This window comes from Armatimonadota bacterium, from assembly GCA_022563855.1.
GTDB lineage: Bacteria > Armatimonadota > Fimbriimonadia > Fimbriimonadales > Fimbriimonadaceae > JADFMN01.
On record JADFMN010000004.1, the window covers coordinates 1 to 25,934 of the forward strand.

The 25,934-nt window shown below is 61.0% G+C and carries 24 protein-coding genes and 1 tRNA gene; 10 read left to right on the forward strand and 15 right to left on the reverse strand.

From position 1 onward, the window contains the following. Window positions 1-207 precede the first annotated feature (207 nt). From IH944_05970 to IH944_05985, 4 genes are all read left to right on the forward strand, one after another. Entirely contained in the window at window positions 208-705 is a 498-nt protein-coding gene (locus IH944_05970; GenBank protein ID MCH7904099.1) for an HIT domain-containing protein, read from the forward strand. Continuing rightward, window positions 702-1,307 (forward strand): uracil-DNA glycosylase, encoded by a 606-nt coding sequence (locus tag IH944_05975; protein MCH7904100.1) that lies wholly within the window; start codon window positions 702-704, stop codon window positions 1,305-1,307. The genes IH944_05970 and IH944_05975 overlap by 4 nt, the downstream gene beginning before the upstream one ends. Then, window positions 1,304-2,314, forward strand: coding sequence for an FAD-dependent oxidoreductase (locus IH944_05980; GenBank protein MCH7904101.1), 1,011 nt, complete (start codon window positions 1,304-1,306; stop codon window positions 2,312-2,314). The genes IH944_05975 and IH944_05980 overlap by 4 nt, the downstream gene beginning before the upstream one ends. 147 nt (window positions 2,315-2,461) lie before the next feature. Further along, window positions 2,462-3,109, forward strand: a complete 648-nt coding sequence (locus IH944_05985; protein ID MCH7904102.1) for a 1-acyl-sn-glycerol-3-phosphate acyltransferase — start codon at window positions 2,462-2,464, stop codon at window positions 3,107-3,109. Here the strand turns inward: IH944_05985 and IH944_05990 are convergent. The 3 genes from IH944_05990 to IH944_06000 all read right to left on the reverse strand — a co-directional run bounded on the left by IH944_05990 (window position 3,024) and on the right by IH944_06000 (window position 6,005). Further along, the gene (locus IH944_05990) at window positions 3,024-3,635 is read right to left on the reverse strand and encodes a hypothetical protein (GenBank protein MCH7904103.1); all 612 of its coding nucleotides are present in this window, start codon (window positions 3,633-3,635) and stop codon (window positions 3,024-3,026) included. The genes IH944_05985 and IH944_05990 overlap by 86 nt on opposite strands. Window positions 3,636-3,759: 124 nt before the next feature. Then, entirely contained in the window at window positions 3,760-4,575 is an 816-nt protein-coding gene (locus tag IH944_05995) for an FAD-binding oxidoreductase (GenBank protein MCH7904104.1), read from the reverse strand. After that, on the reverse strand, window positions 4,572-6,005 hold the full coding sequence (locus IH944_06000; protein MCH7904105.1) for an FAD-binding protein: 1,434 nt from the start codon (window positions 6,003-6,005) through the stop codon (window positions 4,572-4,574). Before IH944_06000 ends, IH944_05995 begins: the two co-directional genes overlap by 4 nt. 43 nt (window positions 6,006-6,048) lie before the next feature. Between IH944_06000 and IH944_06005 the strand changes: the two genes are divergently transcribed. Further along, window positions 6,049-6,654: a dTMP kinase gene (locus tag IH944_06005; GenBank protein ID MCH7904106.1), complete on the forward strand. Its 606-nt coding sequence runs from the start codon at window positions 6,049-6,051 to the stop codon at window positions 6,652-6,654. Here the strand turns inward: IH944_06005 and IH944_06010 are convergent. Beyond that, window positions 6,651-7,124 carry a purine-binding chemotaxis protein CheW gene (locus tag IH944_06010; GenBank protein ID MCH7904107.1) on the reverse strand — a complete coding sequence of 158 codons (474 nt, stop codon included), beginning with the start codon at window positions 7,122-7,124 and terminating at the stop codon, window positions 6,651-6,653. The two genes, IH944_06005 and IH944_06010, sit on opposite strands and share 4 nt — an antisense overlap. 105 nt (window positions 7,125-7,229) lie before the next feature. Between IH944_06010 and IH944_06015 the strand changes: the two genes are divergently transcribed. Next, complete coding sequence (locus tag IH944_06015) at window positions 7,230-8,318, forward strand: redoxin domain-containing protein (protein ID MCH7904108.1); 1,089 nt, start codon at window positions 7,230-7,232, stop codon at window positions 8,316-8,318. On the opposite strand, the gene IH944_06020 is transcribed toward IH944_06015, so the two are convergent. The 7 genes from IH944_06020 to rlmN are packed head-to-tail and all read right to left on the reverse strand — an operon-like array spanning window position 8,315 to window position 14,533. After that, window positions 8,315-8,737 carry a pre-16S rRNA-processing nuclease YqgF gene (locus IH944_06020; protein ID MCH7904109.1) on the reverse strand — a complete coding sequence of 141 codons (423 nt, stop codon included), beginning with the start codon at window positions 8,735-8,737 and terminating at the stop codon, window positions 8,315-8,317. The genes IH944_06015 and IH944_06020 overlap by 4 nt on opposite strands. Next, on the reverse strand, window positions 8,734-10,233 hold the full coding sequence (locus tag IH944_06025; protein ID MCH7904110.1) for a DUF3084 domain-containing protein: 1,500 nt from the start codon (window positions 10,231-10,233) through the stop codon (window positions 8,734-8,736). The genes IH944_06020 and IH944_06025 overlap by 4 nt, the downstream gene beginning before the upstream one ends. Before the next feature lie 2 nt (window positions 10,234-10,235). Continuing rightward, a complete protein-coding gene (locus IH944_06030; GenBank protein ID MCH7904111.1) occupies window positions 10,236-11,345 on the reverse strand; it encodes an LptF/LptG family permease in 1,110 nt (369 codons plus the stop codon). Beyond that, window positions 11,342-12,103: an LPS export ABC transporter ATP-binding protein gene (gene lptB / locus IH944_06035; protein MCH7904112.1), complete on the reverse strand. Its 762-nt coding sequence runs from the start codon at window positions 12,101-12,103 to the stop codon at window positions 11,342-11,344. The genes IH944_06030 and lptB overlap by 4 nt, the downstream gene beginning before the upstream one ends. Then, complete coding sequence (locus IH944_06040; protein ID MCH7904113.1) at window positions 12,100-12,939, reverse strand: hypothetical protein; 840 nt, start codon at window positions 12,937-12,939, stop codon at window positions 12,100-12,102. The genes lptB and IH944_06040 overlap by 4 nt, the downstream gene beginning before the upstream one ends. Next, entirely contained in the window at window positions 12,936-13,442 is a 507-nt protein-coding gene (locus IH944_06045) for a hypothetical protein (GenBank protein MCH7904114.1), read from the reverse strand. Before IH944_06045 ends, IH944_06040 begins: the two co-directional genes overlap by 4 nt. A gap of 11 nt (window positions 13,443-13,453) precedes the next feature. Beyond that, window positions 13,454-14,533: a 23S rRNA (adenine(2503)-C(2))-methyltransferase RlmN gene (gene rlmN, locus IH944_06050; GenBank protein MCH7904115.1), complete on the reverse strand. Its 1,080-nt coding sequence runs from the start codon at window positions 14,531-14,533 to the stop codon at window positions 13,454-13,456. A gap of 64 nt (window positions 14,534-14,597) precedes the next feature. Here rlmN and IH944_06055 point away from each other — a divergent pair, with 64 nt between their 5' ends. Both IH944_06055 and IH944_06060 read left to right on the forward strand, forming a co-directional pair. After that, window positions 14,598-15,767 carry a trypsin-like peptidase domain-containing protein gene (locus tag IH944_06055; GenBank protein ID MCH7904116.1) on the forward strand — a complete coding sequence of 390 codons (1,170 nt, stop codon included), beginning with the start codon at window positions 14,598-14,600 and terminating at the stop codon, window positions 15,765-15,767. 81 nt (window positions 15,768-15,848) lie between these two features. Next, complete coding sequence (locus IH944_06060) at window positions 15,849-17,432, forward strand: AAA family ATPase (protein ID MCH7904117.1); 1,584 nt, start codon at window positions 15,849-15,851, stop codon at window positions 17,430-17,432. A gap of 155 nt (window positions 17,433-17,587) precedes the next feature. Here the strand turns inward: IH944_06060 and IH944_06065 are convergent, their stop codons facing one another. From IH944_06065 to IH944_06075, 3 genes are read right to left on the reverse strand one after another with little or no spacing between them, the layout of a single operon-like run. Next, window positions 17,588-18,946 carry a flotillin family protein gene (locus tag IH944_06065; protein ID MCH7904118.1) on the reverse strand — a complete coding sequence of 453 codons (1,359 nt, stop codon included), beginning with the start codon at window positions 18,944-18,946 and terminating at the stop codon, window positions 17,588-17,590. Further along, window positions 18,946-20,265, reverse strand: a complete 1,320-nt coding sequence (locus IH944_06070; protein ID MCH7904119.1) for a flotillin family protein — start codon at window positions 20,263-20,265, stop codon at window positions 18,946-18,948. The genes IH944_06065 and IH944_06070 overlap by 1 nt, the downstream gene beginning before the upstream one ends. Before the next feature lie 5 nt (window positions 20,266-20,270). Next, the gene (locus IH944_06075) at window positions 20,271-20,921 is read right to left on the reverse strand and encodes a hypothetical protein (GenBank protein ID MCH7904120.1); all 651 of its coding nucleotides are present in this window, start codon (window positions 20,919-20,921) and stop codon (window positions 20,271-20,273) included. 139 nt (window positions 20,922-21,060) lie between these two features. On the opposite strand from IH944_06075, the gene IH944_06080 reads away from it, so the two are divergent. Next, window positions 21,061-22,248, forward strand: coding sequence for a hypothetical protein (locus IH944_06080; GenBank protein ID MCH7904121.1), 1,188 nt, complete (start codon window positions 21,061-21,063; stop codon window positions 22,246-22,248). After that, window positions 22,229-25,849 carry a DNA polymerase III subunit alpha gene (gene dnaE / locus IH944_06085; GenBank protein MCH7904122.1) on the forward strand — a complete coding sequence of 1,207 codons (3,621 nt, stop codon included), beginning with the start codon at window positions 22,229-22,231 and terminating at the stop codon, window positions 25,847-25,849. Before IH944_06080 ends, dnaE begins: the two co-directional genes overlap by 20 nt. Here the strand turns inward: dnaE and IH944_06090 are convergent. Further along, a tRNA-Arg gene (locus IH944_06090) sits at window positions 25,850-25,925 on the reverse strand. It abuts the gene before it with no gap. Between the last annotated feature and the right edge of the window lie 9 nt (window positions 25,926-25,934).

The following is a 25,934-nucleotide window of genomic DNA, read 5'->3' on the forward strand; positions in this document are numbered from 1 at the left end:
CTTAGTCTGCGGCTGGCGCGTGCCCCCAATCGCGCTCCTTCGATCCGCTCAGGATGACGATTGGGGGTACTGATCCTATTCGCAATATCCTTTCCTTCGACTCCGCTCAGGATGACGATTATGGGTACTGACTCCGAATTGCACTGCTGTTCGGCACAGGCATCCGAACAATAGTGGCGCAAGGTTTCGTAGTGCCATACTCCAAGCATGGCCGAGAGGCTATGGGCACCGTGGCGGTTTGACTACATCGCGCAGGCTGGCAAGTCGGGCGCCAGCGGCAACATCTTCGTAGACCTCCCCGCCGAGGACAGCGATCGCGAGAACTTGATTCTGTTTCGTGGTCGGACCGCGTTCGTGATCATGAACCGGTTCCCCTATACCAACGGCCACCTGATGGTCGCGCCGTACCAGCAAACGCCTGAGATCGGTGGCCTGGACGACGAAGAGCTGCTCGAGATCAACCGGCTGATCGCCCGGTGCATCGAGTGGCTGAGAACCGCGTACGAGCCGGAGGGGTTCAACGTCGGCGTAAACTTGGGCGCCGCCGCAGGTGCGGGAATCGCGAGCCACCTGCACTGGCACGTCGTGCCCAGGTGGTCGGGCGACACAAACTTCATGACGACCGTCGCCGACACGCGGGTGATCCCCCAAGATCTGCGCGACTCGTACGACCTCTTGAAGAAGATCATCGAGGGTAGCGAATGAACCTGGACGAACTCCGAGACTCGGCCTCGACCTGCACAGCCTGCGGACTGTCAGAACGAAGAACCAACGTTGTGTTTGGCGAAGGCAACCCCCGAGCGCCGCTGGTCATCGTCGGAGAAGGCCCCGGAGAAGAGGAGGACAAGACCGGTCGTCCGTTCGTCGGACGAGCCGGCAAGATGCTGGACAAGGCGCTCGCCGACAACGACCTTTCGCGAGACGACGTGTACATATGCAACACGCTGAAGTGCCGTGCGTGCGAGTGGATCGGCGACCGCCCGCGCAACCGCCCTCCGACGCCAGAAGAGGTCGCGACCTGCCGGCAGTGGCTTGTTCCGCAACTGGCCGCGATCGCGCCTCGCGTGATTCTCTGCGTCGGCGCGCCGAGTGCGAAGAACCTGATCCGATCGGACTTCAAGATAACGCGCGAGCGCGGCAAGTACTTCGAGTGCGAATACGCGCGGGTCGCCATCGCGACCCTGCACCCGGCGTACGTCTTGCGCCTACAATCCGCGACGAACGACGGCGGGTACTCGCTTATCGTGTCGGACATCGGTCGTGCGTGGGCGTGCGCCCAGAAGCTGCTTGAGACCGCGAGCGTATGAACGTAGCGATCATCGGCAGCGGGCTCATGGGATCGTGCGCCGCGCGGGAGTTGGCGAAGCGCGGGCACGAGGTCACGGCGTTCGACCAGTTCGAGCTCGGGCACACTTTGGGCTCGTCGCACGGCACTTCGCGGATTGTCCGCAAAGCGTACGCGGACCGCATGTACACCGAGATCCTGCTGGACGCGTATCCGATGTGGCGCGAGCTGGAGGAGGAGGCGGGCGAGCGACTGCTGTACGAAGTCGGGCTACTGTACTTCGGAAGCGAGACTGCGCCTGAGATCGTCGACCAGATCGAGGCGCTGACCGACCTGGAGGTTCCGTTCGAACTGAAACGAGGCAACGAAGCAGGAATTGCGCTGGAGCCGGACGAAGTCGGAGTTTTCACGCCCGAAGCCGGCTGGGTTCATCCGCCGACAGTGCTGGGCGCCGCACGTCGGATCGCGTCGTATCGCGGCGCGCGGTTCGTCCAGCGAAAGATCGAGCGGCTCGACGATCTCGCCAGTTTCGACAGAACCGTCGTCACGGCTGGCGCCTGGGTGCGGAGGTTCGTCGACGTACCGGTCAGCGTGCGCCAAGCGACGTTCGCGTACGTGCGGGGCGTCCACACGGGGCCAGTGTTCATCGAGGCGAGACGCGGCCAGGTGTACGGGTTTCCGAGCGAGCCCGGGAACGAATCGATCAAGGTCGGCTGCCACGATCTGCTGAGGGAGATAGATCCGGATGAACCGCGAGGCGGGCCGGACGACGACGCCCTTGAGATCATTCGAGACTTCTGCGTCCGAAGATTCGGCATGGATGAACCCGAAATCGTGGACGCCCAGACCTGCCTGTACACGCGAACGCCGGACGAGCACTTCAGAATCGGCTCTATCGACGACCGAACCGTCGTGGCCAGCGCGTGCAGCGGACACGGCTTCAAGTTCGGCCCGTGGATCGGTAAACTTCTCGCCGACATGTGCGAAGGCAAGGCGGACGTCGGCAGGTGGCCGTGTTTTTCCCTCTGACATCCGCTCCGTCTCCCAAAGAAGCAAACGCCCCGATCGCGCGAGCGGGTCGGACATAATCGCGTCGTGGATCGCGGAGGCAACCGTTGGTACTGGTTCGTCATCTTCGTCGCGCGACAGATCATCCTGCGCGCGCTGAGCGGCGGTATGAAGGTCGTCGGGCTTGAGAACGTTCCAGAGTCCGGCGGGGTCATCTTTGCGCCGAACCACGTTTCGATGTTCGATCCGCCGATCGTCTCCTGCGCCTCCCCGAGAGCCGTGATGTTCATGGCGAAAGAGGAGCTGTTTCGGCCCCCGATTTTTGGTTCGCTCATCAGAAGCGTCGGTGCTTTCCCGGTGAGGAGAGGGCCGGGAGACGTGTCGGCGATCAAGCTCGCCATTTCGAAGCTCAAGCAAGGCAACGTGCTCATTATGTTTCCTGAGGGCACACGAGGCGACGGGAAGACGCTTGGAGAAATCCAATCAGGTGTGGCGATGCTTGCAAAGCGATCCGGTGCGCTTGTCGTTCCGGTCGGAGTGTACGGCTCGCACAAGATCTTGCCGAAGGGTGCGAAACTTCCGCGCTTCTCTCGACTGAAAGTCGCGTTCGGCGAGCCGATCAAGTACACGGACACAGCTACAGCGCAGACGGAGAAGGAGAACCGCAAGCTGTTCGCCGACGAGCTATCGATAAGGATTCTCGAACAGTGTCGGATCGCCGGGCTCGAACTCAGAACCGGGCGTCAATCTGCAGACCGAGGATCACCTGATCCTGGCGAAAGAGAAAACGGAAGGTCGCCCCCTCGACAGGACTGATCTCAAACCCGGCCGTTAGTCTCATCGTGTCGTGCTCGGCGACAAGGATGAGATGCTTGCTGAACGGAAGCCTCGCGCCACCGAACGCCACGCCCCTTTCCTTGTTCCAAAGGCCGATGGTCAGCTCGGTCGGCACATCTTGATTGTGCACCCCGTAGTTCCCGTACCGAAACGTGACGGCGACGTAAATCCCGCGACCGTCCTCGGTCACGTTCAAAGCGTCCTGTACGCCGAAGCTGATGCCGGGCGCAAAGTCGGTCAGCGGAACCATGTAGTTGTAGGCGAAGTTCACGCTGGTCAACATTCGGCTTGAATCGAGGCTCTCTGCGCTGAACTCAAGTTCGAACAGCTCCCCGAGGCCGATGCCGATCCAGCCCTGCGTCCGGTCGCGGCTTGGCACTGCCAGGAAGTCGAGCCGCACGGTGCTAGACAGCAGTTTGCGCCCCGTAGGGATTAGAATCAGCCGATCTGCAGCAGCCGGCAGTCCGGCACAGACGAGACAGAGAGCGCACAGCGCGCGCCTCATCGGGCGCCCCTGCCAACCAATCGGTTTGACGACGATTCCATGATGCGGGTCTTGGGGGCTGCAGGTGTGGGCACTAGCGCCTCATTATAGACGCGCTGCGCAGGTTGCTTGGTGCTGTTCGAGATCACTCCGCCCACCCCGGTACAAACTTGCCGTCCGGGTTGAACAGCTCTTTGGCTCTAGCTTCCATGTACGAAGGCTGAGGAGTGCGCCTACGATATCCGCGCGGCCCGATCACCCAACCCTCCGCTGTTTTCGATGGCTCATCATCGCACCAGATAGTACACGACGCACGGTCGATCGCCTGAATCCGCTCCGCCGTTTGAACCGCATCGTCGAACTCGCTTCGCAAAGTTCGCTGGATGTAGCACGGTTCGTGAGAGTCGTCTAAGAGATCGACGGAATCGAGTGGCAGAGCGCCGATGGGCAAGGCGCGCAGAGTTGCCGATACGATGACGCCCAGCTCGCCGCGCGAACCAACGAACAGCTTGTGCACGTCGTAGCCCGCGACGCTCTTCACGACCTTGCTGCCGCACTTTGCCACCGTACCCGCTGAGCGCACGACTTGCAGTCCGAGCGTCCACTCTCGCGGACCTCCGGCCTGCGCCTGCAATCCGTGCGGCAGGTTCATTGCCAGCAGCCCGCCGACCGTGCCTGGGAAGCCAGCAACGGACGCCGGAAACTCGTTTGGCGACAACAGCGGCAGGCACAGGTCGTGCTCCTTCAGAGCCTCTTGCAGCTCGGCGATAGGCGTCCCCGCGAGCACGACGACGACTTGATCGGCAGGCTCGAACTCGACAATTCCCGTCAACTCAGCTAGCGAGAGTTCTTCGCCGCCCGAGTCGGGCAGAAACGAGGTCTTTGTTCGAAGCCCGACAGGGCGGAAGCGCTTGGTCGCCCGAACCGCTTCTTGCACATCTTCTATCGTGCGTATGCTCAAGTCGCAGCTCCGCGCCACCTTCGCATATGCTCAACGCAACCTTTTTGATCTGGGATGATCTTGCACGGGTTGCAAAGTTCGCCAGGGTTGAATATCGCGCGAGCGTCGCGCTGCAAGCCCATGTCGTCGTCGTTGAACATGAGGCGCAGCAACTCCGCCTTCTCAACGCCGATGCCGTGCTCGCCGGACGCGCTCCCTCCCAGCTCGATGCACTTGCGAATCACTTGCTCTCCGGCTGCAACGACCGCATCGACAGTGCCCGGTATGCGATCGTCGAAGTAGAAGATCGGATGCAGGTTGCCGTCTCCGGCGTGGAACATGTTGCCGACGCCTAGCCCGTGCTGGGCTGCAACGTCGTAGATGAACTCAAGCATCTCCGGCAGCTTCGAGCGCGGGATCACACCATCGTGCGTGATGATGGTCGGTGCGAGCCGCCCCATCGCGCCGATCCCCTTCTTTCTCGCCGTCCACAGGCGCTGGCGATCCGCTTCGGTTGCAGCGATCTGCACCTCGATCGCTCCGAACTCCAAGCACAGCTCCCGAACTGCGGATATCTCCTTCGTCGTGACGTCGCTCTCGCCGTCGCACTCGATCAAAAGCAGCGCCTCTGTGTCTTTCGGCACGTCTAGATGAAACGCTGCCTGGACGGCCACCAAGCAGTTCCTATCGATCATCTCTAGCGCGGCCGGAATGATCCCCCGGCTGATGATCGCGGCGACGGACTCCGTGGCCGCACGGACGCTCGGGAACGAGGCGAGCGCCGTCTCGATGCTCGCTGGAACCGGGACCAGCCTCACCCAGGCTTCTGTGACGACTCCCAGCGTCCCCTCTGAGCCCACGACCAGCGCCAGCAAATCGAGTCCCGGCGTGTCTCGGACGCGACTGCCGATGCTGACGACCTCTCCCTCGGCATCCACCAGCGTGACTTCCAGGATGTGCTGAGAGGTCACGCCGTGCTTCAGGGTGTGCGGCCCGCCGGAGTTCTCGGCGATGTTCCCTCCGATCGTGCACACGGTCTGACTCGATGGATCGGGCGCAAAATGCAGCCCGTACTCCGCGACTGCGCGCGAGAGGTGCAAATTGACGGCGCCAGCCTGTGCCTTCAAACATCGATTCTCCACGTCGATCTCCAGAATCTTGTTCATCCGCTTGGTCGAGATGAGAATCCCGCCCATGGCTGGCAGCGCGCCTCCGCTCAAACCTGTTCCTGCACCGCGCGGGGTGTACGGCACACGGTTGGCAGTACACCACTGAACAACTCGCTGGACTTCCTGTGTGTCTACTGGAAGCACAACGCATGCGGGTGGAGACCGGTCGATCGTGTACGCGTCGCAGTCGTACGCACGCTGCACGGCTGAGCCGGCGAGCACGCGCTCGTCGTCGAGCAGCTCAGACATCGACTGCACCAGATCGCGTTCATCCTGCGCCATACGGCGATTCTATCCGCTCAGTCCGTGAGTAAGCTTAGAGAGCATGTTCGTGACGTTCGAAGGCCCGGAGGGGTCCGGCAAGAGCACGGTGCTGAAGGAGATCGCCGTTCGCTTGAAGGCTGAGGGGATCGCTGTCGTCACGACCCGTGAGCCAGGCGGCAGCCCGGTCGGCGAGCAGGTCCGGAAAATCTTGCTGCACGGCCAAGAGCTGGAACCGATCGCCGAGCTGTTTCTCTTCCTGGCCGATCGGGCGCAGCACGGTGCGACCGTCATCAGGCCGGCGCTTGCCAACGGCAGTTACGTCCTGTGCGATCGATACGCGGATTCGACCGTCGTCTATCAGGGGCACGCGAGGGGCCTTGACAAGGAGCGAATCCGAAGCCTCAACGATTTGGCGACCGGCGGGCTGCGTCCGGACCTGACGATCCTATTGGATATTGAACCTGAGATCGGCTTGAGCCGCGTCAGCGACCGTGACCGGCTAGACGACGAACCGATCGAGTTCCATCGGCGCGTGAGAGACGGATTCCTGCGCGAAGCCGAGCTTCAGCCAGAGCGGTGGCGCGTCATCGACGCTTCCCAGCCGCTGGCCGACGTGGTCGAGCGGTGCTGGGATGCGTTTACCGACGTCAGTTCGAAGCGCGGCTAGGCAGCGAAGTCGGACGATTCCTTGCCCTGACTCAGAATCCGTTCTCGGACATCTGCCGGGAGGATGTGGTTCGGTTCTAGGAGAACGACCAAGCGCTCATCATCTTTGCCCACTCCAGACAAGAAGTCATCGTTGCGATCCTTGAGCATCTCGGCAGCTTCGTCGATGTCGTCGCTGTCGAACATCACGATTCCGGCTACAGCGTCGACCTTGATGGCACACTTTCCCGTCTCCGTCCGTATGACGATGTAGTTGGATCCCTCACCGTCCCACTCGGGGAAGGAGAACCGGACTCGCAGATCAATCGCCGGAATGGTCTCGCCCCTGAGGTCGAAGACTCCGAGAAACATTTCGGGAGACTTAGGGATCGGCGTTGGCTTCTGTTCCGGCAGAATTCGCTCCACGGCATCGATCGGGATACCGTAGCGCTCATTGGCCAACAGAAATACGATGAATTTTTGCTCTGACATGACAATACTCCTAGCGCATGGACTACAAATCCCTTATGCCACGCCGATATCTATGGCTACCCGGTAAAATCACCGGAGCTCCACTACATCAGGCGAAGTTAGACCATGCTAGGAATCTTGCTCGTAGCAATAACAGTCGTACCCGAACGGCAATCCGACGCTGCAGACCGGTTTGAGCGGTATATGTCCAGGGCGAACAGCTTGACCGTAGACATCGAGGTTCGCGAGAAATCCAGCCCGCTCGTCGGCAGGGGAATTTTGGAGTGGCGACGACCGAACAGCCAGCGGTTCACAATCGACTGGGGGAGAGAGCGATTCGAGTTCGTCCAGTCGCCCAAGGGAGTGATTTCGATCCGTCATGACTGGATGCAGTACCACGAAAACTTCGCGCGGAACACAATTGCGCCGCCGGCCGAAGAGCTCGCCGACAATGCGCAGTTGGCATACCCGGACATACTCCTGGCTACTACTCTTTCCGGCGATGATAGCTGGAAGCCGAATGGCACTGAAATCATCGCCGGTGTCCTCTGCGATGCATTGCGCTCACCGTTGAGGACGGCGTTCGGCGAAGGCCACACAACCGTTTGGATAGATCCAGCGGGACGCGTTCTCCGTTGGCACCGGCTGATGAACGGGCGAACCCAAGTGATCGACATTACCGTTGACTTGCTGAACTACAAGTCAACATCTCGTTCGTCGTCAAACTTCTACAGCGTCGAACCTCCGCTCGGATACTCTCCAGCGTCGATCCCGTTGCCGATGTCACCTACCATCACCGTCATGCAGCCGGCACCGCTTGGAAAGTGGTACGACGCGAGGGCAAAGAGAAACGTCGACGTCGCAGCGAAGGCGAAGGATCGTTTTATCGCGATCGTCTTCACCGATCCCGAGTCGAACATCTGCAAAGCTGCGGAACCTGCGTTCAACTCTCTGAGACAGCTTCTAGCCGAGCACGATTGCGAGCTGATCGAGCTGTCGCTTGGAGACAAGCAGCCGGACTTGGATAACAAGGACCCAGAGCGACCAGTGTTTTGGGATAGGAACGGTGAAATAGAGCGGTCTTACGGGATCGTCGGTACGCCGTATATAGTAGTCGTCGATCCGAGCGGCAACATCACCCGAGCTTGGCAAGGGTACCGAAAGGAGCTGAGAGACGAGATGTTCGAGACCCTGCTCAAGGCCTTCGACGACTAGCCGACTAAAACGCGCTCGGCAAGTATCAGCGCCACAAAATCATCTACTGGCGCGGGCGGAACCTGCATCGAGGCAGGAAGGAGCTTGCGCCATCCGCTGCGAGGATTGTGCAGCCAGTACCGCTCGCGAGCCTGCAAAGTCGTGTCTCGCTCATCAACGACGAGGATCCCGACCTGCGGCATGCGCTCGCGCAACTCCTCGATGAGGTTCTTGGAGCGCGTTCCATTGCCAACGATGACCATCGAGAACGGCCGCACGGCGCTCGCTTCATCGACCGCCTGGAGAAACTCCTTGGCCGGGGAGATTCGCCGCCACAGCAGCGACAGCTCGCCTTCACCGGTTCTCACGACCAACACCATCCCACACTTGGAGCTTCCAGGGTCGACAGCGAGAACAACCTTCTCGGTTGACGGCGTCACGAGATCTGAAACTCCACCTGCAACGGATCGCCCGCGCGGGTCTGCCGCGCCGCAACGACGCTGACCGTCACGTTGCGACCGGCCCGAGTGATGTCGCCAATCAAGTTCTGCAGATCCTCTTGCGGCACCTCTCCGAGTGGTTGCGGCTGTCCAATCGCCGGGATCATGCCATCCTGCAGCGCAGCCTGGCTCAGCTTTGTCTGAAGGAACTCGACTAGCTGCTCCGTCGCGCTCTGTATCCCCTTGCTCCCGTCGATCGTAGTCTGAGCGATCACGTCGCCAGCTTCATAGACGATCGGGTTCGGCCAGATGCTGACGATCAGCGGGACCCATTCGCCCCTGAACGCGTTGAACGGTGCGTGGGCGACGACGATTTGCTCAAAGTTCTTGCCCATCAGCCGCTCGACGGCCTGATCGAACAGGGTTTCCTTTGTTTGCCCTTCAGCCAACCAAAAGTCCGCCTCGCTGCCGGTCAGTCGGTTCTTTATAGCACCGCGCTGCCGGGCCACGCGAGTTGCATTGCCCAGCAGCGCCAGGATGAAATTTCTCGCCTCGGCTCGTGTCAGGAGCGACCGAACAGGTATGCGGCAAATTTCGTCCTTCCGATTGTAAATGAGCGGGCTGACTCTGGCCTGATTGCTCTGCGCAAGCAAGGCGTTGGCGAGGTTCTGTAGGTCGACAAGCTCCCTCTCAGCGTCGCGCAACTCCTTTTCGGCGTCCCCCAGCTTCTGGAGAGCTGCCTGACGATCCGACTCGATTCTGGCCAGTTCCCCCTCGAAACGATCGCTGGCGACCTGTTGGGCCTCTTCTAGCTGAGCGGTCTCTCGCTCCAGGCCTGAGATCTCCTTTCCGAGATTGTCAACCTGCATTTCTAGGCTGGCGTTGACATCCCGAAGCCTGATATTCTCGTCGTTCAGCTCGGCCTGTTGATCCTGAAATTCCTTGATGTTCCCCTTGAGGATTTCGGATTCACTGGTCAAGTCATTAAACTCGACTTTCAGCGTCAATAGAGCTTTCTGCGACGAAGCCAAAAGGACTCCAAGCTCCTGAACGTCTAGTCGCAACCGCTCCACCTCTGCATGCAGCCTCTCGGCCTCCGCCTTAGCCAGCGCAACGTTGCGCTGCTCTTGCCGCAGCTTCTCCGTCTCCTCGGCAAGTTCGGATCGCACGCTATCGATCTCAGATTCTGCGGACGCCACTTCCTTCTTGGCGTCCGCGAGCTCCTCCTTCGACTGCGCCAGTTCCCTCTGCACGCGAATCCCGTCACGCAGCCAAGTTTCGACCTGATCGCTGAGCGAGGCGATAATGAGGATAGTCGCCAATGTTCCGACCATTCCGGCCAAGAACGTGAACAGCACCGCCGTGTGCTTCGGACGCAATCGACCGATGCGCAGGCGCTTCTTTCCCACCCGGCGACCGATGTAGTCACCGAGGGCCGCGAGTGCGCCGCTCACCAGCACGAGCAGCGCTACGAATGCGATTGTAATAGGATCCACTGCTATCTATTCCGACGTTGTACGAGCACGATTGCAGTCACAAGACCGATGAGAACCGGAAGAAAACTCGCTACGTAGGACGGTACCTGACCGCCCTGCGCGGCTATCGCCATTACGTTCGTGAGCAAGAAATACAGGAAGATGATCGCAATCGCCAGGCCGAAGCCGGTCGCCTTCCCGGCACGGTGGTTTCTGATTCCGAGCGGCGCTCCGAGCAGTCCGAATACGAGCGCCGCAAGCGGCAGCGCAATCTTGTTCCAGTATCCGAACTGAAGGTTGGCGACAACGCCGCGCCGAGCGAGAGGGTTGTTCTTTTCGCGCTCGATCTGCTCTCGCATCTGACCCATGCTAAGGGCTTCTAGCTCCTTGAGCGCCTGCGTAAACAGGTCGTCGGGGGTGATGTCTGGCTCAGGAACGTTGGCGGGGAACATTCCGTCTGGATGGATGCTCCGCGCGCCCGACGCAACGTCCAACAAGCGTGCTTCGCCGATAATCTTCCAGTTGGTCTCATCCACGAACTCCATCTTGTCGGCCATGAGGAACATGGACGGCTTCTCGTCTTCGCCATAAACGGTGAGAACGACGCCGCGCAGCACCTTCTCGGAGATGCTGAAGTCTCGTGCCGTCAGGTACATCTGCAGCCTGCCGTCCTTGAAGATCGCCCGAGCGGTCGCCTGCTCCTTGCGATCGAATATCTGAGACTCGATGTCCAACCTGATCTGCACGGCACGGTAGGTTGCCCGCGGCACGACCATCTCGCCGAAGCCGAACGCCAAGAGCGAGACGGCGACTCCGAACGCGGCGACCGAAGCCATGATTCGGGCGAGGCTGATGCCCGCAGCCCGCAAGGCTATGATCTCGCTGTCTCCGCTTAAACGACCGAACGCCAGCAGCGCGCCGAGCAAGACCGCCATTGAAAACGTCTTGGCGATGATTCCTGGCAGCAGCAGGATCATGAACTGTACGGTAAGCCCGAAGTCTGCGCCTTTCGCGAGGTAGCCGGTCACTTGGAACAGGAACTGCCCGGCGGCGATCATGACCGTGAACATGCTCACCCCCAGCAGCCACGGACCGACGAGCTCCGAAATGATCAACCGATCTACGGTCTTCACGAATCGGCTTCTCCGGACTTGACTTCGTCGGGCTGTCCATTCCCATCGAGGCCTTGGCCGAGATAGAACTTGCGGACCTGGGCGTTTGCTCTGATCTCAGCTTCGTCACCCTCGGCACGGATCACGCCATCGATGAGAATGTAGTTGCGATCTGTGATAGAAAGCGTTGCGCTGACATTGTGGTCCGTGATGAGAATCCCGATCCCATCGTCTCGCAGGCGCAGGATTATCTTCTGAAGCTCTTCGATCGTCACGGGATCGATGCCTGTGAACGGCTCGTCGAGCAGGATGAAGCGCGGCTTGGTGGCCAGCGCGCGAGCGATCTCAACGCGCCGCATTTCCCCGCCTGAGAGGATGCCGCCGCGACTGTCCAAAATCTGCGTGATGTGCAAAGCCTCGGCCAGCTCTTCGACCCGCTCATCGATCTCCGGCTTGGACAGCGACGAAAACTCGAGGACCAGGCGGATGTTGTCGCGAACGGAGAGTCGGCGGAACACAGAAGTCTCCTGCGGCAAATACCCGATGCCGGCTCGTGCCCGCTTGTACATCGGCCACTTCGTTACGTCTTCGTCGTCAAATATGACCGTTCCGGAGTTCGGTTGGATGACGCCCGTGATTATGTAAAACGTCGTCGTCTTCCCCGCGCCGTTGGGGCCGAGAAGCCCGACGACCTCCCCCTGATCGAAGCTGAAACTCACCTTGTCAACGACGCGGCGACCTTTGTACGCCTTCACCAGCTGCTGAGCGGCGATCTTCACTCCCCGCCTCCGATCTTGGCCTCTCCGGCACCGGAGGACCAGTTGGCGATTTCGCCGTTTTCGTCAAATGTGATCGCGACGAAGTCGTTTCTGAAGGTAATTGGATCGCCCTCGCTATCTGCAGTCGTTGTCACAATCGTAGTCACGACGTCGCCTTTGAAGGTGAGCGTCCGAGTCTTGGAGTCGTACGTCATGCTCTGGGCCGTCATGTTGTAGATCTGTACTTCTTCTGGCTTATCGTCTTCACGCCGTGTAGTCGTGATACGGACGGTCACGGGCCCCGGCACCTGCGCTGACCTCAGGGGAATTGCATCGGTAGACTCCGCTGTCAGCGACGGAAGCACGAACGTCCCGCTCGGCCCGCGAAGATCGATTTCCCGATGGCCGAACTCGATCTCCGAGACCATTTTGTACTTAAAAGGTTCTTTGAACGTAACGACTGCAGTTTCGCCGTCGTCGCTCAGCGTCATCCACTCGCTGAGCATCGTCGACTTTGATTTGCGCCCATCTCTGTCCACGGACTCAATATCAAAGCGAACGTTTTCGCGTGCGTCGACATCCTGGAGGCGCATTTCTCCATCAGAACCTCTGACGATCACGCCATCTAGATGGCCCGCGCTGAAGGTCAGTCCTTGATCCTTGAACCAGCCCCGCGCAGGAATTGCCGTGAACGTTATTCTTTCCGTTGGCAAACCTTCTGCCAGCCACTCGGTGGCGAACAGCGCGAACCTGCCGTCCTTGTCCTCGAGCTTGGCTTGCTCGGTCTGTGCCTGGCCGACCTGGCCGGCGGCGTAGCAAACTAGGAATAACGCTGCGAAAATCACACGACTGCTCATGACTCAAAAATCTCCGGCGTACCGACTCGCTCCAGGCCCGGCGTCGCTAAGAGCGTGTTAAACGGCCCCAGGCGTATGCTGGCGGACTCGATCCTCACATTGCCCTCCGCTGTGACATACCCAGCCTGCTCGTTGAACACCACCCGATCGGCTTTCAGGAAGACGTTCTCGCCAACAGAAGTCAACGTCACACGTCCGGTCAGTTCGAGGTGGCCTGTGCTCCGGTCCGCAACGCCGAAGTCTGCGACGAACCTGCTGGCGATACCGCCACCGTCTTGGTCCAGCAGATCGCCAGAGACCTGCGTCAAGTTGATCACCGCGGAACCGCTGTCTGCCACTGTCGCGCTGGAATCTTCGGCTTGCAACTCCCAGTAGTCCAAGAAGATTTCGACCGGGCCGCCCTCGAAGACGCGCTTGTCTTCGGCAACAAGTTCCGCGCCGTCAGAGCCGACAGTGGGCGCGGACGCGGGATCGGCGCCACAACTGCTGAGTGCTGAGCACAAAGCGATGACCGCTACCGTTGCGCTTGCTGCAGATCTAATACCTGGCTCCTTCGTGCGAGTCTTCCTTGGCTCTTGCCAGCTAGCTGCCCGCAGGCGGCCGCGATGTCGTGGCCTCGCTCTACTCGCTGAGTTACGGTTGCTCCCAACGACTCTAGTTTCGCTCGAAATCGTCGAATCCGTTCAGATTTAGGACGCTTGAACCGGTTCGGTGTATCCACATAATTGAACGGAATCAGGTTGATGATGCACTTGATCCCTCTCGTCAGCCGTGCGAGAGCGACCGCCTGGTCCAGCAGGTCGTTGACCCCGTCGATCAGCAGGTACTCGAACGTCACCTTCCGCCCTGTGGCCCTTTGGTAGTCGCGCAGCGCACCCACGACCTCTTCGACCGGCCACTTTCTGTTCACCGGCATCAGTTCGTCCCGCACAGCGTCGAACGGCGAGTGCAGCGACAGCGCGAGGTGAATCGGCAACTTCAATTCGGCTAGCTTCCGTATTTGCGGCACCATACCGACCGTCGAGACCGTGATGTGCCGGTAGCTCAGGCCAACCTCCTCGTGCAGCAACGCCATCGCCTTCACCAGATGGTCGAGGTTCAGCAGCGGCTCGCCCATGCCCATGAAAACGACGTGACCGATGCGGCGCTCGGATAGCCGTTGAAGCAGAAGATACTGTCCAACGATCTCTCCTGGCGTCAGGTTCCGGGCGAAACCACCAAGGCCGGTCGCGCAGAACGTGCAGCCCATCGGGCAGCCGATCTGCGAAGACAGGCAGCAGCTGACCCGATCGCGATACGGCATCAGCACGGCCTCGCACACCTCGCCATCGCCCATCTTCACGAGCAGTTTCTCAGTACCATCGCTGGATACTTGATGGTCAGCGATCGTGACCGGGTTCACAACGTGGTCAGCAACGAGCCCTTGCCTGAGGCTCGACGGCAGGTTCCCCATACGGTCGAATTCCGGCTCTGCTCGTCCGTAGATCCACGAAGCGAGCTGCTTGGCGCGATACGGTGATTCGCCCAAGCCGGTGACGACTTCAAGGATTTCAGGTGTTGACTGGCCAACAAGGGAGCGGCGGGCGTCGCTCACAGGTTCGAGTGTACCTGTCGTTAAGATGAAACTAGCGCCACCCTACCGAGCGTATGAACATGCAATGGACTCGATTCTGTCGATCAAGAACGCGGTGCTGATCTTCGCCGTCGTATTCGGGTCAGTGCTCTCAGCACTGCTGGTCAACAACGTGATGGTGTCAAAGACGGGAGCCGTCACTGATTCGCGGGGCTACAGCGGGCTCGAATCCGCCAGCTACGACGGACTCGAGGCACCGTTTGACTTCCGCGCCGCCGCACGCCGTGTGATGCCGAGCGTCGTCACCATTGACTCCGCGATTGAGCTAGACAGTTTCATGTCGGGCAACCCGATTGTGCAGCCTACGGGGTCAGGATCGGGCGTCGTCATGTCAGCGAACGGTTACATCGTGACCAACGCTCACGTGATCCGCAATCCGAACCGGAAGGGCTCGGCGGTGGCGGCCGATCAAGTGCGCGTGCGCACCAGCGACGGGCGAGGTTTTGACGCTGAAGTCATCGGCATCGACCCGATTAGCGACCTCGCGGTCATCAAGGTCGACGCTCAAAACCTGATCCCATCGGTTTTCGGCGACAGTGACGAAGTGGAGATCGGCGAGTGGGTGTTTGCTATCGGCAACCCGCTCGGATTCGAAAACACGCTCAGCGTCGGCGTCGTGAGTTCAAAGGGGCGATGGCTTGAGACGAAAGAAGGGTCGATCATCCTGAACTCGATCCAAACCGATGCGGCGATCAACAAGGGCAACAGCGGCGGCCCGCTTTGCAACACGAAAGGGGAGGTCATCGGGATCAATTCAGTTCTCGCAGAGAGCAACGGTGCGCCTGTGGGCATCGGTTTCGCCATCCCATCAAATCACGTGCAGCGCGTGTTCGCCGATATCCAAACCTACGGACACGTGCGATACGGGGTGCCTGGGTTTTACTTCGGCCAATATCAACCGTCGCTCGCAGCGCCTTCGAACAGGCTCCGCATCCTCCGGCTTACAAACGCCAGCAGCGAACCTCCTAACTACGGGCTCGTCATCAGACAGGTCGATCCGGGCTCGCCAGCCGCGACGGCAGGGCTCGGTGGGCTGGACATCGTGATGGAAATAGATGGGAATCGAATTGAACGGTACCGTGACTACATTCGCCTAATGATCGAGAAGCGACCAGGCGACAAGGTTGAGTTCCTGATTTGGTCCGCCGGAGAAAAGAAGACGATAACTCTGGTCATGGCTGAGTACAACCCGTAGCGCTCGGGCAACGGGCGCTACGCAAGTTCCGGTAAAATCGACCCGTCCCCAAAATTGTATTGAGTTCGACGTATCGCACATATGCCTAACACCGTCAACGGCCTTTTGCAACTGCTTGAAGTGCTGCCGCCCGCTATTCGCGCGAAGCTCGTCGACAGCCCGGAGATCGAGAGTTTGATCGAGGTCGTGCTCGACTACGGTCGTGCAGCCGAAGCCAGGTTCAAGGGGCACGTCGAGCGATGGCCAGGATTGATCACTTCGGACGAGGACATCAAGTTCGTCACGGCGTCTTTGGGTGAGTTCGGCGCCGACAATCGAGCCGGGATCGAACGAACTCTACACCGCATCTCCGCTATTCGGAACCGGCACGGCCGCATCATCGGCCTAACCCTTCGCGTTGGGCGCGCGCTGGAGGGCACGATCGATATCATCGACGACATCGTGCGCAGCGGACAGTCGATCCTGCTGCTGGGGAAGCCGGGCATCGGCAAGACGACGAAGCTCCGCGAGATCGCTCGCGTGCTGGCCGACGAAGTCAACCGGCGGGTCGTCATCGTCGATACTTCCAACGAGATCGGCGGCGACGGCGATATCCCGCACCCGGCGATCGGAACGTCGCGCAGGATGCAAGTGCCGATCCCGTCCGAGCAGCACAACGTGATGATCGAGGCGGTCGAGAACCACATGCCCGAAGTCATCGTCATCGACGAGATCGGCAACGAGGCCGAGGCAGTAGCCGCACGAACCATCGCCGAGCGCGGAGTGCAGCTGATCGCAACCGCACACGGTCAAACTCTTGAGAACTTGATGCTGAACCCGTCGCTGTGCGACCTCATCGGCGGCATCCAGGCGGTGACGCTGAGCGACGACGAGGCGCGGCGGCGCGGAACGCAAAAGACCGTGCTCGAACGCAAAGCGCCACCGACGTTCGACATAGTCATTGAGCTCTTGGACTTCGAGAAGCTGGCCGTTCACCACCACGTTCAGAAGGTCGTAGACCTGATGCTTCGAGGCGTCCCACCCCGACCCGAAGTCAGAGTCCGCACGGACGAAGGACGCGTCGAGGTTCTGCAGCGCGAGGCGATTCCGGAACAGGACGCGACGCAAGACGATCCACCGGTTGAGCGACCGCACACGCTTGAAGAAGCCCCGATATACGACGAGCCGACTCGCCCCCCGCGAAGGCGACAGAACAGCAAGAGCCGGCTCCGCATCTATCCGTACGGCATCGCCAGAACGCGTTTGGAGCGCGCGATCCGAGAGACTCAGGCCGACGCTCACATCACGAGCGACATCAATCAGGCTGACGCGGTGATAGCGATGCGCTCCACCTTTGAGAGCACGCCGAGGAAGCTGCGGGACCTTCGGCGGCCGATACCGACCGTCGTCATCAAGTCGAACACCTTCAGCCAAATATCGGGAGCCCTAAACCAACTGGTTAGCGAGAGTTTAAGCGGAAGGAACAACAAAGACAGGGCAGTGCAAGAGGTCAAGAAAGCGATCACCACGGTCCGGCGCTCCGGAAAGCCGGTCGAACTCTCGCCACAGACGGCAAATCTGAGAAAGGTGCAGCACGAGATCGTCGAAGGCAGCGATCTAGCCGCAGAATCGTTCGGCCAGGACCCGGATCGCAAGCTCAGGGTTATGCCAAAACGGAACAAGTAGACATTTATATACTATCCGTGCCATGATGGAGTCATGAACATTCGATTGGACGCGATTGGGATCGTTGTCTCTAGCATCGATCGCTCCGCTCGATGAAGCCAAGTAACGGTCAGCGCCCGCAACACGATTGATTTCGCGCTGCGGGCACCTCCTCTCTAGTCGTCGCCTGCGATCGGCGGCGGCTCGTTGTAGACTGCGGGAGCGTCGGACGAGCGCGACCTACGCTTCGTCACCTTCCGTTCCGGCGCGGGCGAGCTTTGCGGCGCGGGCTCCGGCGCGATCGCCATTGCGGCGGGTTCTCCCGGTGTCTTGGTCATATCCTGGAGCTTGCTGACGACGTCGATCCCGAACACCTCTTTCACCTGCTCTGCCAGCATCAGCATCTTTCGCGAGTCCATGCCGCTTGAGCCGCCGACGTCGATGACCGTCATCTTTTCGATCCTCGCGCCGCTGATCGTGTCGGTCAGCTTGTCGATGATCGGCTCCATCTTGCGCAGCAGGAATATCTCCCGAGCCTGGTCGCCCGCGTTGTTCCAGCTCCTCGCCAGGTTTCGCAGGGCCTCGGATCGAGCACGACCGTCCTCGATGATCGGCGCGACTTTGGCTTTCGCGTCCTGCTCTTGTGCCTCGCAGTGCGCCTTGGCCGGCTGGATTACGTCTGCGTCGAGCCGCCTCTTCACCTGTTCGTACCGCGCCTTCTGCACTTCGACGTCGGCCGACGCCCTCGCGACCAGGGCCGCGACGGCGGCCTTCTCTTCAGCGACGACCGCAGCTCTGCGAGTCATGATGTCCGCGAGCTGCTTCTCGGCGTCAGCGTTCGCCACCTGGATCGCAGCGGTGACCTCGGCGGTCACCTCTTGCTCCAAGTTCTCGGCGTTCCGAACTTTCGAGTCCGCTCTAGCGATGGCCTCCGCGATGCGCGACCGGCTCAGCAGCTCGGAGTTCCGGATCCTTCCGATCGAATCGAGGTATTCGACGTCGTCGGTGATGTTCTGGATTTTCAGCGTGTCCACTACCAGACCGAGCGCCGTCATGTCCTGATCGACCTCCTGCACGACCTCTTCCGCGAACACGTTCCGGTCTTCGTTCAGCTGCTCTGGAGTCAGAGTTGCGAGAACGCCGCGCAGCGAGCCCTCTAGCGTCGCCTTGGCTACGCCCATGATCTCAGCCTGATCTTTGCCCAAGAACCGCTCGATGGCGTTGTTCAGTGTTGGTTCGTGCCCCGCGATCTTCACGTTTGCAACGCCCTGAACATTCACGGGAACGCCGCCCTTCGCGTAGGCGTTGGTCACCGTCAGATCGATGATCATGTTGCTGAGGTCGAGCGCATCAACGCGCTCGAGCAGCGGTACGCGCCAGCCGACTCCACCTTTGAGCAATCTTGGCCCCTTCTTGTTCCCAGAGAAGATCATCACCTTGTTCGGCGGGCACCGATAGATCAGGCCCTTCAGGCTCAGCACCAATAGGACGAGAAGTACGCCGACGACGATTAATACGACTTGCAGGATATCCATTATTTGGCCACCTCCGACTCTTTTCTCCCGCTGAGCGTGCCCGGGATGTCGATACCGATCGTGTTGTTAACGGCGTCGAACACAGACCCAAGCATTGCGGGATACGCGGCTATGTAGTTCGAGAGCGTCTGACCATCGCCGCTGTCGATGACCGTGAGCCCCTCCACTTTGATCTTCTTGACGCCGCGCACCGCGCTCTCCAAGATCGTCTCCAGATCCTCGATGAGCGCGATCTGCATGGCGCTGTCGCCGGCCTCTGCCCACGCCTTGTACATAAGCTCAAGCGCCTCGGCGACCGCCGCACCGCGCTCTCTGATGAACGCGGCCTCTCCTCGGGCTTCGAACTCCTTGCTCTGCCGGTTCGCGTCAGCCGGGAGCACCTCGTCGACCTGCAGCCGCATCTCTTCGAGCCCCGACCTGATCTGCTGAAGCTCCTGTTCGGCTTTGGCGCGCGCTTCGCGGGCCGCAGCCTGCGTCCGCTCCTCCTCAGACTGAACCTTCGCCTCCAAATCCGCTCGGATTCTTCGCAGGTCGTTTCTGAGCCTGGCCACAGCAGCTTCCGCCTGCGCAGTCCGCACGTCCGCACGGCCGGCGTTCTCGGACTCTTGCTGCTCTGCGGCTCGACGCGCGTCGGATTCTGCGATCTCGGCCGAACGCAAGACATTGGCTATCGACTTGCGGCCGGTCGTGTCCAAGTATCCGACCTCGTCGCTGACGTGGAGAATCTTGAGCGTGTCCAGATGCAAGCCCAGCTTGTTCAGATCCTGCTCAGACTCGGTTCTCAGCGCGACTGCGAACTTCAGGCGGTCTTCGTTGACCTGCTCAGGCGTCAGCTCCGCGATAACGCCGCGCAAGTGCCCCTCCAGCGTCTCCTTCGAAACCCTGCGCAGCTCGTGAACGTCGCTGTCCAGGAACCGCTCGATCGCGTTGTTCATGATCTTCGGGTCGCTCGATATCTTCACGTTCGCCATCGCCTCGACGTTCATGGCGATGCCGCCCTTCGAATATCCGTTTCGCACGGTGATTGGCACCTCCATTAGGTTCAACGAGATCCGGTCGATCTTGCGAATGATGGGTATGGCCAGAGCTCGCCCGGACGTCTGCGGCGTGAACCCGAGCTCCCGTCCGCCAGCGAGCTTCTGCCTCTTGCCCGTGACCACCAGCGCCTCGTTCGGACGACAGATGCGCAGCATCGACTTGTAGATGCCGAGCACGATGAGAATCACGCCCAGGATCACGACCGCAGTCACGATCACCTTTGGGTCGAACTGCTCCATCAGCCCCTGATCGACCTGTCCAAAAATACTCGATGAAACCATAGTTTTTAACCCAAAACGTCCGTCTTGCGAGCAATGCAGACGCGTTCCCCCTCCAGTCCAATAACGACAACCACTTCCCCTCGCTCGATGTCGGCTCCCTTTTCGCTCAACGCCAACATATCGATGATGTCATCCTTGATACGCAGTCTGACCTTGCCGGGTTGCGCCCCGCGCGTACCGACGATCATCTTGCCCTGCGTACCGAGGAAGTCCTGACTCGTCACGCCGCTGTGAATCTGCGACTTCCTCAAGAACCTGATCGCCATCGAGACGCCGTACCCCATCAAGAACCCTGTGATGAGGCTCGTCGCCAAGATGGTCGGAGCGGACGCGACTTTCAGCCAAGTCATCACGACGCCAAGAATGCCGAACGTGCCGATGAAGTAAGTCCAAAACCGTAGGCTCAGGAACGCGAGCCACACGTCGGAGAGGTGGAAATCGGACGCTATGTAATCGCTCGAGACCTCGAATCCGGGGTCGAATTCGTGGTCTGCGCCAACGGTCGCGGAGAGGTCGTGATCGAAGTCGATATCGTGCGAGGCGTCGAAGTCGATATCGTGCCCGACGTCGACGTCCCCGCCCCCCATAGCGCCAAGCGCGGAGATGAGAATCAACCCTCCGCCCACAACGCCTGCAATGATATAAAAAGCCAGCATCACCCTGCTCCCGTCCGTTCCTATCCGCGTTTGATGAGCGGGGTTGCAGGGTACCCCTAGCTGACTGTGGCCGCTTATGGAAAATCGTGGATATCTATAGTGTATAGTAGATATCTTTCTACTATACTAGAAGACTGGAATGCGTTATTTTTTGTATTTGAGCTTGGATCAGTTCTATGTCAGGCAGCACGAGGCTGGGCTGGCGACGGTCGTCCACCGCGAGGGCGCCGTTCTGGACTGCTGCGAACTCGCGCGTGCTCGAGGGGTTCGACCCGGTACGCCGACGAGCGAGGCCAAGGCGATCTTGCGCGAAGACGCCCGCAATATCGAGTACCGGCTGGAGCAGTACACGCAGGCCCGCGACCGCTGGCTCGACATCTGCACGCTGTACAGCAGCTCGATCGAGCACGAATCCCCCGCCACCGCGTGGGTCGACCTCAGCGCGCACCCAGAGCCTGTGGACATCTCCGGGCGGCTCATCAGCGAGGTATGGATGCACACCAGCTGCCCGATCTCGGCCGGGATGGCCTCCTCGAAGTGGGTCTCTGTGCTCGCCGCGCGCCCGTGCGACCCCAGCGCCATGAGCCTCGGAATCGCAGATATTGAACCTGTCGAGTCCCCTGAGTCGTTCCTCGCCCCTCTCCCCACCATGCGGTTGGCGCCAATCCCCATTCAGCACCGAGAGCGGCTTGTGCTGCTGGGGTATCGAAGGGTCGGCGACGTCCGCCGCGCGCCGCTGAGAGCGCTGACAGAGCAGTTCGGCCAAGACGGGCTGCTCATACACGAGGCCGTCTGCGGGCGCCTGCGCGACCACCTCCAGCCCAACTACCCCGGCGACTCGCTCGCCCGGCGCCAGCGGTTCGAGGGCGGGGTCAGCAACCAGATCGCACTAGAAGACGGCGTGTGCCAAATCGCCAGCCGACTTGCCGAGGACCTACAGGCCAGAGACCAGCATGCGGTTGAAATCCACCTGATTTTCGAGCTTGAGAGTGGGAAAACCGCCGATATCCGCCGCAAGCTGCCGAAGCCGATCCAGGACGAGCGCGCCCTGCGCTCGTGCCTGCAGTACCTGCTTGGGCAGATCAAGCTCGACGAACCCGTGATCGCGGTACGGGCAAACGCGCCCCACCTGCGCAAGACGCCCGCCATACAGCGCAATTTGGAGCCGCGTTTGAACCCGCGCGAGCGAACCAAGGCGATCACCCTGGCCCAGAGGAAAATCCACAGCGTATTCGGCGCGGAGTCGATCCTGAGAGCCAGCGATGTGAAACCGCCCCGCAGAAAACGTCTTTTGAGGGCTTGGCAACATGCGACCGGATGGCGCTAAGCTCGTAGCGAAGTGGCGCGAGACAGGCGCCTGGTGGGCCGGGGAAACGCCGGTCGAGGTCGCCGAGTGGAGGGATCGATCGGGCGTGAAGCGGCGAGCCGAGCGGAACCTGCCACCGCTGATCCAGTCGAACGACCAGCGCGAGCACCACGAGAACAGTACCGAGGACATCTCGCTGCGCCCGTTCAAGACCCGCGACGAGAAGGTCAGCAAAGCGTGCGGGCACGTCCCGCCGGACTACACCCCCGCCAGATGCCCCGCGCAGGGCGCCTACGCCCCATTGCACGTGCTCAGCGGGTACTCGTTCGGCCACAGCGTTCTGCTCGCCCGAGAGCTGGCCAGACGCGCGGCGAACCTGGGGATACCCGCCCTGTGCATCACCGACAGGCTCGCGCTCACCGGCGCGATGGAGTTTGCGCGCGAAGCTAACTCAGTCGGGATCAAACCGCTGATCGGCGCGACTCTCGAACTGGATACAGGAGGCGAGATCGTGCTGATCGCCCGCGACAAGCAAGGGTACGAGTCCCTGTCGCTGCTCATCACCGCCTGTCACCTGCGCGAGCCGCGCCTGTATCCGCTATGCACCTGGGAGCGGCTGGAGCACCACACCCGCGGGCTGCTCTGCCTGACCGGCGGCGACAACGGCCCGATCAACCGGCTCCTGCTCCATCGGCAGTACGAAGACGCACGCCTCCTAACCACGCGGTTGGTCGATCTGTACGGCCAGGCGAACGTGTTCGTCGAAATCGACCGGAGCTACCTGCCGTGGGACATCGCCGCCAACGGAAGGCTGCTCGAACTGGCGGATCAACTGGACCTCACGCCCGTAGCCGGGGGAAGGGTCACCCACGCCGCGCCAGAGCAGTTCCCGGCTCAGGACGTGCTGCTGTGCTCCGAAACGCTCTGCACGGTCGAGGAGATCATCGGGCGCAAACCTCTGCGCGACGCGTCCCAGCCACAGGTTCAAGATCGCCCCTCTCGAGCCCTCAACGCAGAGAGGTACCTGCGCTCCGTCAAGGAGATGAGGCAGCTGTACAGCGACCGCCCTGACCTGCTCGAGAACACCCTCCGTGTCGTCGACCGCTGCGACGACGACGTGCTGCCGGCCCGCACCCGCCTGCCGCAGATATTCGCGCACCCGGAGCAAGCGTTGAGGGAGATCACTTACGCGGGGGCTCAGGTGAGGCACAAGAGCGTCACGCCGAAGCTTCACCGTCGGCTCGACTTGGAGCTTGAGCGCATCACCCGCCTTGGGTTTGCCGATCACTTCCTTGCCGCGTGGGATATGTGCAAATGGGCGGAGGAACAGGGCATCCAGCACAGCGGGCGCGGTTCCGTGGTCGACTCAGCGGTCGCGTACTGCCTCGGCCTCAGCAGGATCGACGCGATGCGGCACAATCTGCACTTTGACAGGTTCCTCCCAGACGACGGCAACAAAAGGCCGGACATCGACATCGACTTCGAGGCCAAGAGGCGCGACGACGTGCGCAACTACATGATCACGAAGTACGGCGCTGAGCACGTCGCGACCGTCAGCGCGATCGGCGCCTACTGCACGCGCGGCATCGTGCGCGAGGTCGGCAAGGCGCTGGGGCTCTCGCCCAAAGCGATCGGCTTCCTTGCCAAGCGCATCCACGGCGGAGTGCCGCCAAGAGAGCTTGAGAGCGCGCTCAGCAAAAGGCCGGAGCTGCGCGACAGCGGCATCGACAAGCAGCGGCTGCACTGGATTTTCAAACTCGGCCATATGCTGCTCGACGTGCCGCGCAACATGCGGGCGCACTCCTCCGGCATCGTCATCTCCGACAGGCCGCTCGCCGAAATAGTGCCCGTGCAGTGGTCCGGCGGCTTGCAGAACGACGGCGAGAACGAAGAGCACCTACGGATCATCCAGTGGGACAAGCGCAGCGCCAAGCACTGCTTCGACAAGTTCGACATTCTCTGTTTGCGCGGGCAGGACGTGCTCTCGGGAACACAGGAGCGCGTCCGCGTCCAGACCCCGGATTTCGACGTCAGCCAGATTCCGAGCGACGACGAAGAGACGTACCGCGCGATGCGCTCGGGGGAGCTGATCGGCATCCCGCAATCCGCCAGCCCCGCGATGCGGCAGGCGCACATGCGGCTGCAAACTTCCGACCTGCACGACGCCAGCCTGGTGCAGGCGGGCATCCGCCCCGGCGTCGGCGGCGCGGTCAAGATCAACGAACTGATCGCGCGCCGCAGGGGGACGAAGACGTTCTCGTTCGAACACCCCGACTTCGAGAAAATCCTCGGGATCACGTACGGCATCATCGTGTTCCAGGAGCAGGTCGATCAGATCCTGCAGACGTTCGGTGGGTACACCAGCGGGGAAGCAGAGGACATCCGAGAGGAGATCCACAAGCGCAGACGCGAAGACTTCGGCCAGGTGATCCACGACGAGGTGATCCGGAGAACAGTAGCGCGCGGCTACACGCAGAAGGTCGCCGAACTAGCGTTCGAATACGTCGCTGGGTTCAAGGGGTACGGGTTTGCGCAAGGTCACGCACTGGCGTTCGCAGAGATTTCGATCCGCTCGATCTGGTGCCAGCAGAACCACCCGGCGGAGTACTTCGCGTCATTGCTAGACGCGCAGCCAGCCGGCTACTACGGGCCGTGCACTCTGGTCAACGAAGCGCGCTCGCGCGGCGTCGCGATCCTCCCGCTCGATGTGAACAGGAGCGGCAACAAGTTCCTCGTCGAAGACGTGCAGTCCACCGAAGACCCGAAGCTCGTGTTCCCCAACGGCGGGATCCGCGTGTCGCTCCGGTCGGTACACGGGTTGTCCACGAACACGATCGAGCGCATCGTGTCTCAGCGCGGAAGTGGTTACTACTCGCTGTGCGCCTTCGTCAGCCGTGTACAGCCAAACCGCGACGAGCTGGACCAGCTCATCCTGTGCGGCGCATTCGACTCGATCGAGCCAAACCGGCGTGCGCTCCTTTGGGGAGCGTCTCCCGCTTTGCTGTGGGCCGCTTCGCCGTCGCCTAGTGGTCGCCTAATTGTTGCTGAATCATCGTCCATTGGTGACTACTTGGCGACAACTTGGCGACAACTAGGCGACGTTCCCCCTCTCGGCGACGTTCCCCTGCTTCGCCTACCAGAGCCGACGATCAACTCGGACGTCCACGACTTCACCGAAGCGGAAAAGGCGATCCGCGAGCGCAAGGTCTTGGGGCTGGACGTCGCGCGCCACCTCATGGCGTACGAGCGCGAAAGGATCGCAAGCAAGGGCGGCATCACGACGGCGGAGGGCAAGCGGCTCAAGGACGGTGAACAAGCGATGCTCGTCGGCAACCCGATCCGGCTGCGGTTCCCGCCGACCGCTAGCGGCAAGCGCGTGGTCTTCTTCGACCTCGAAGACGAGACCGGCCTGCTCAACATCACCTGCTTCGACCAGACGTACCGCCGGTACGGCCACGCGTTCGTGTGCTCGCCGTATGTGACTCTGATCGGGCACGGGCAGTGGCGCGACGGCTGCACCGCGTTCCTCATCGAGCGCGCCTACTCTTACGAGCCGACGATCACCGAACTCGCGAACCAGGCCGAAGCACCGATCAAGACCCGCGATTTCTTGGTGGGGTAGTGGCACCCCCGGCCCGATTCGAACGGGCGGCCAACAGCTTAGAAGGCTGCTGCTCTATCCACTGAGCTACGGGGGCACAGGGGCG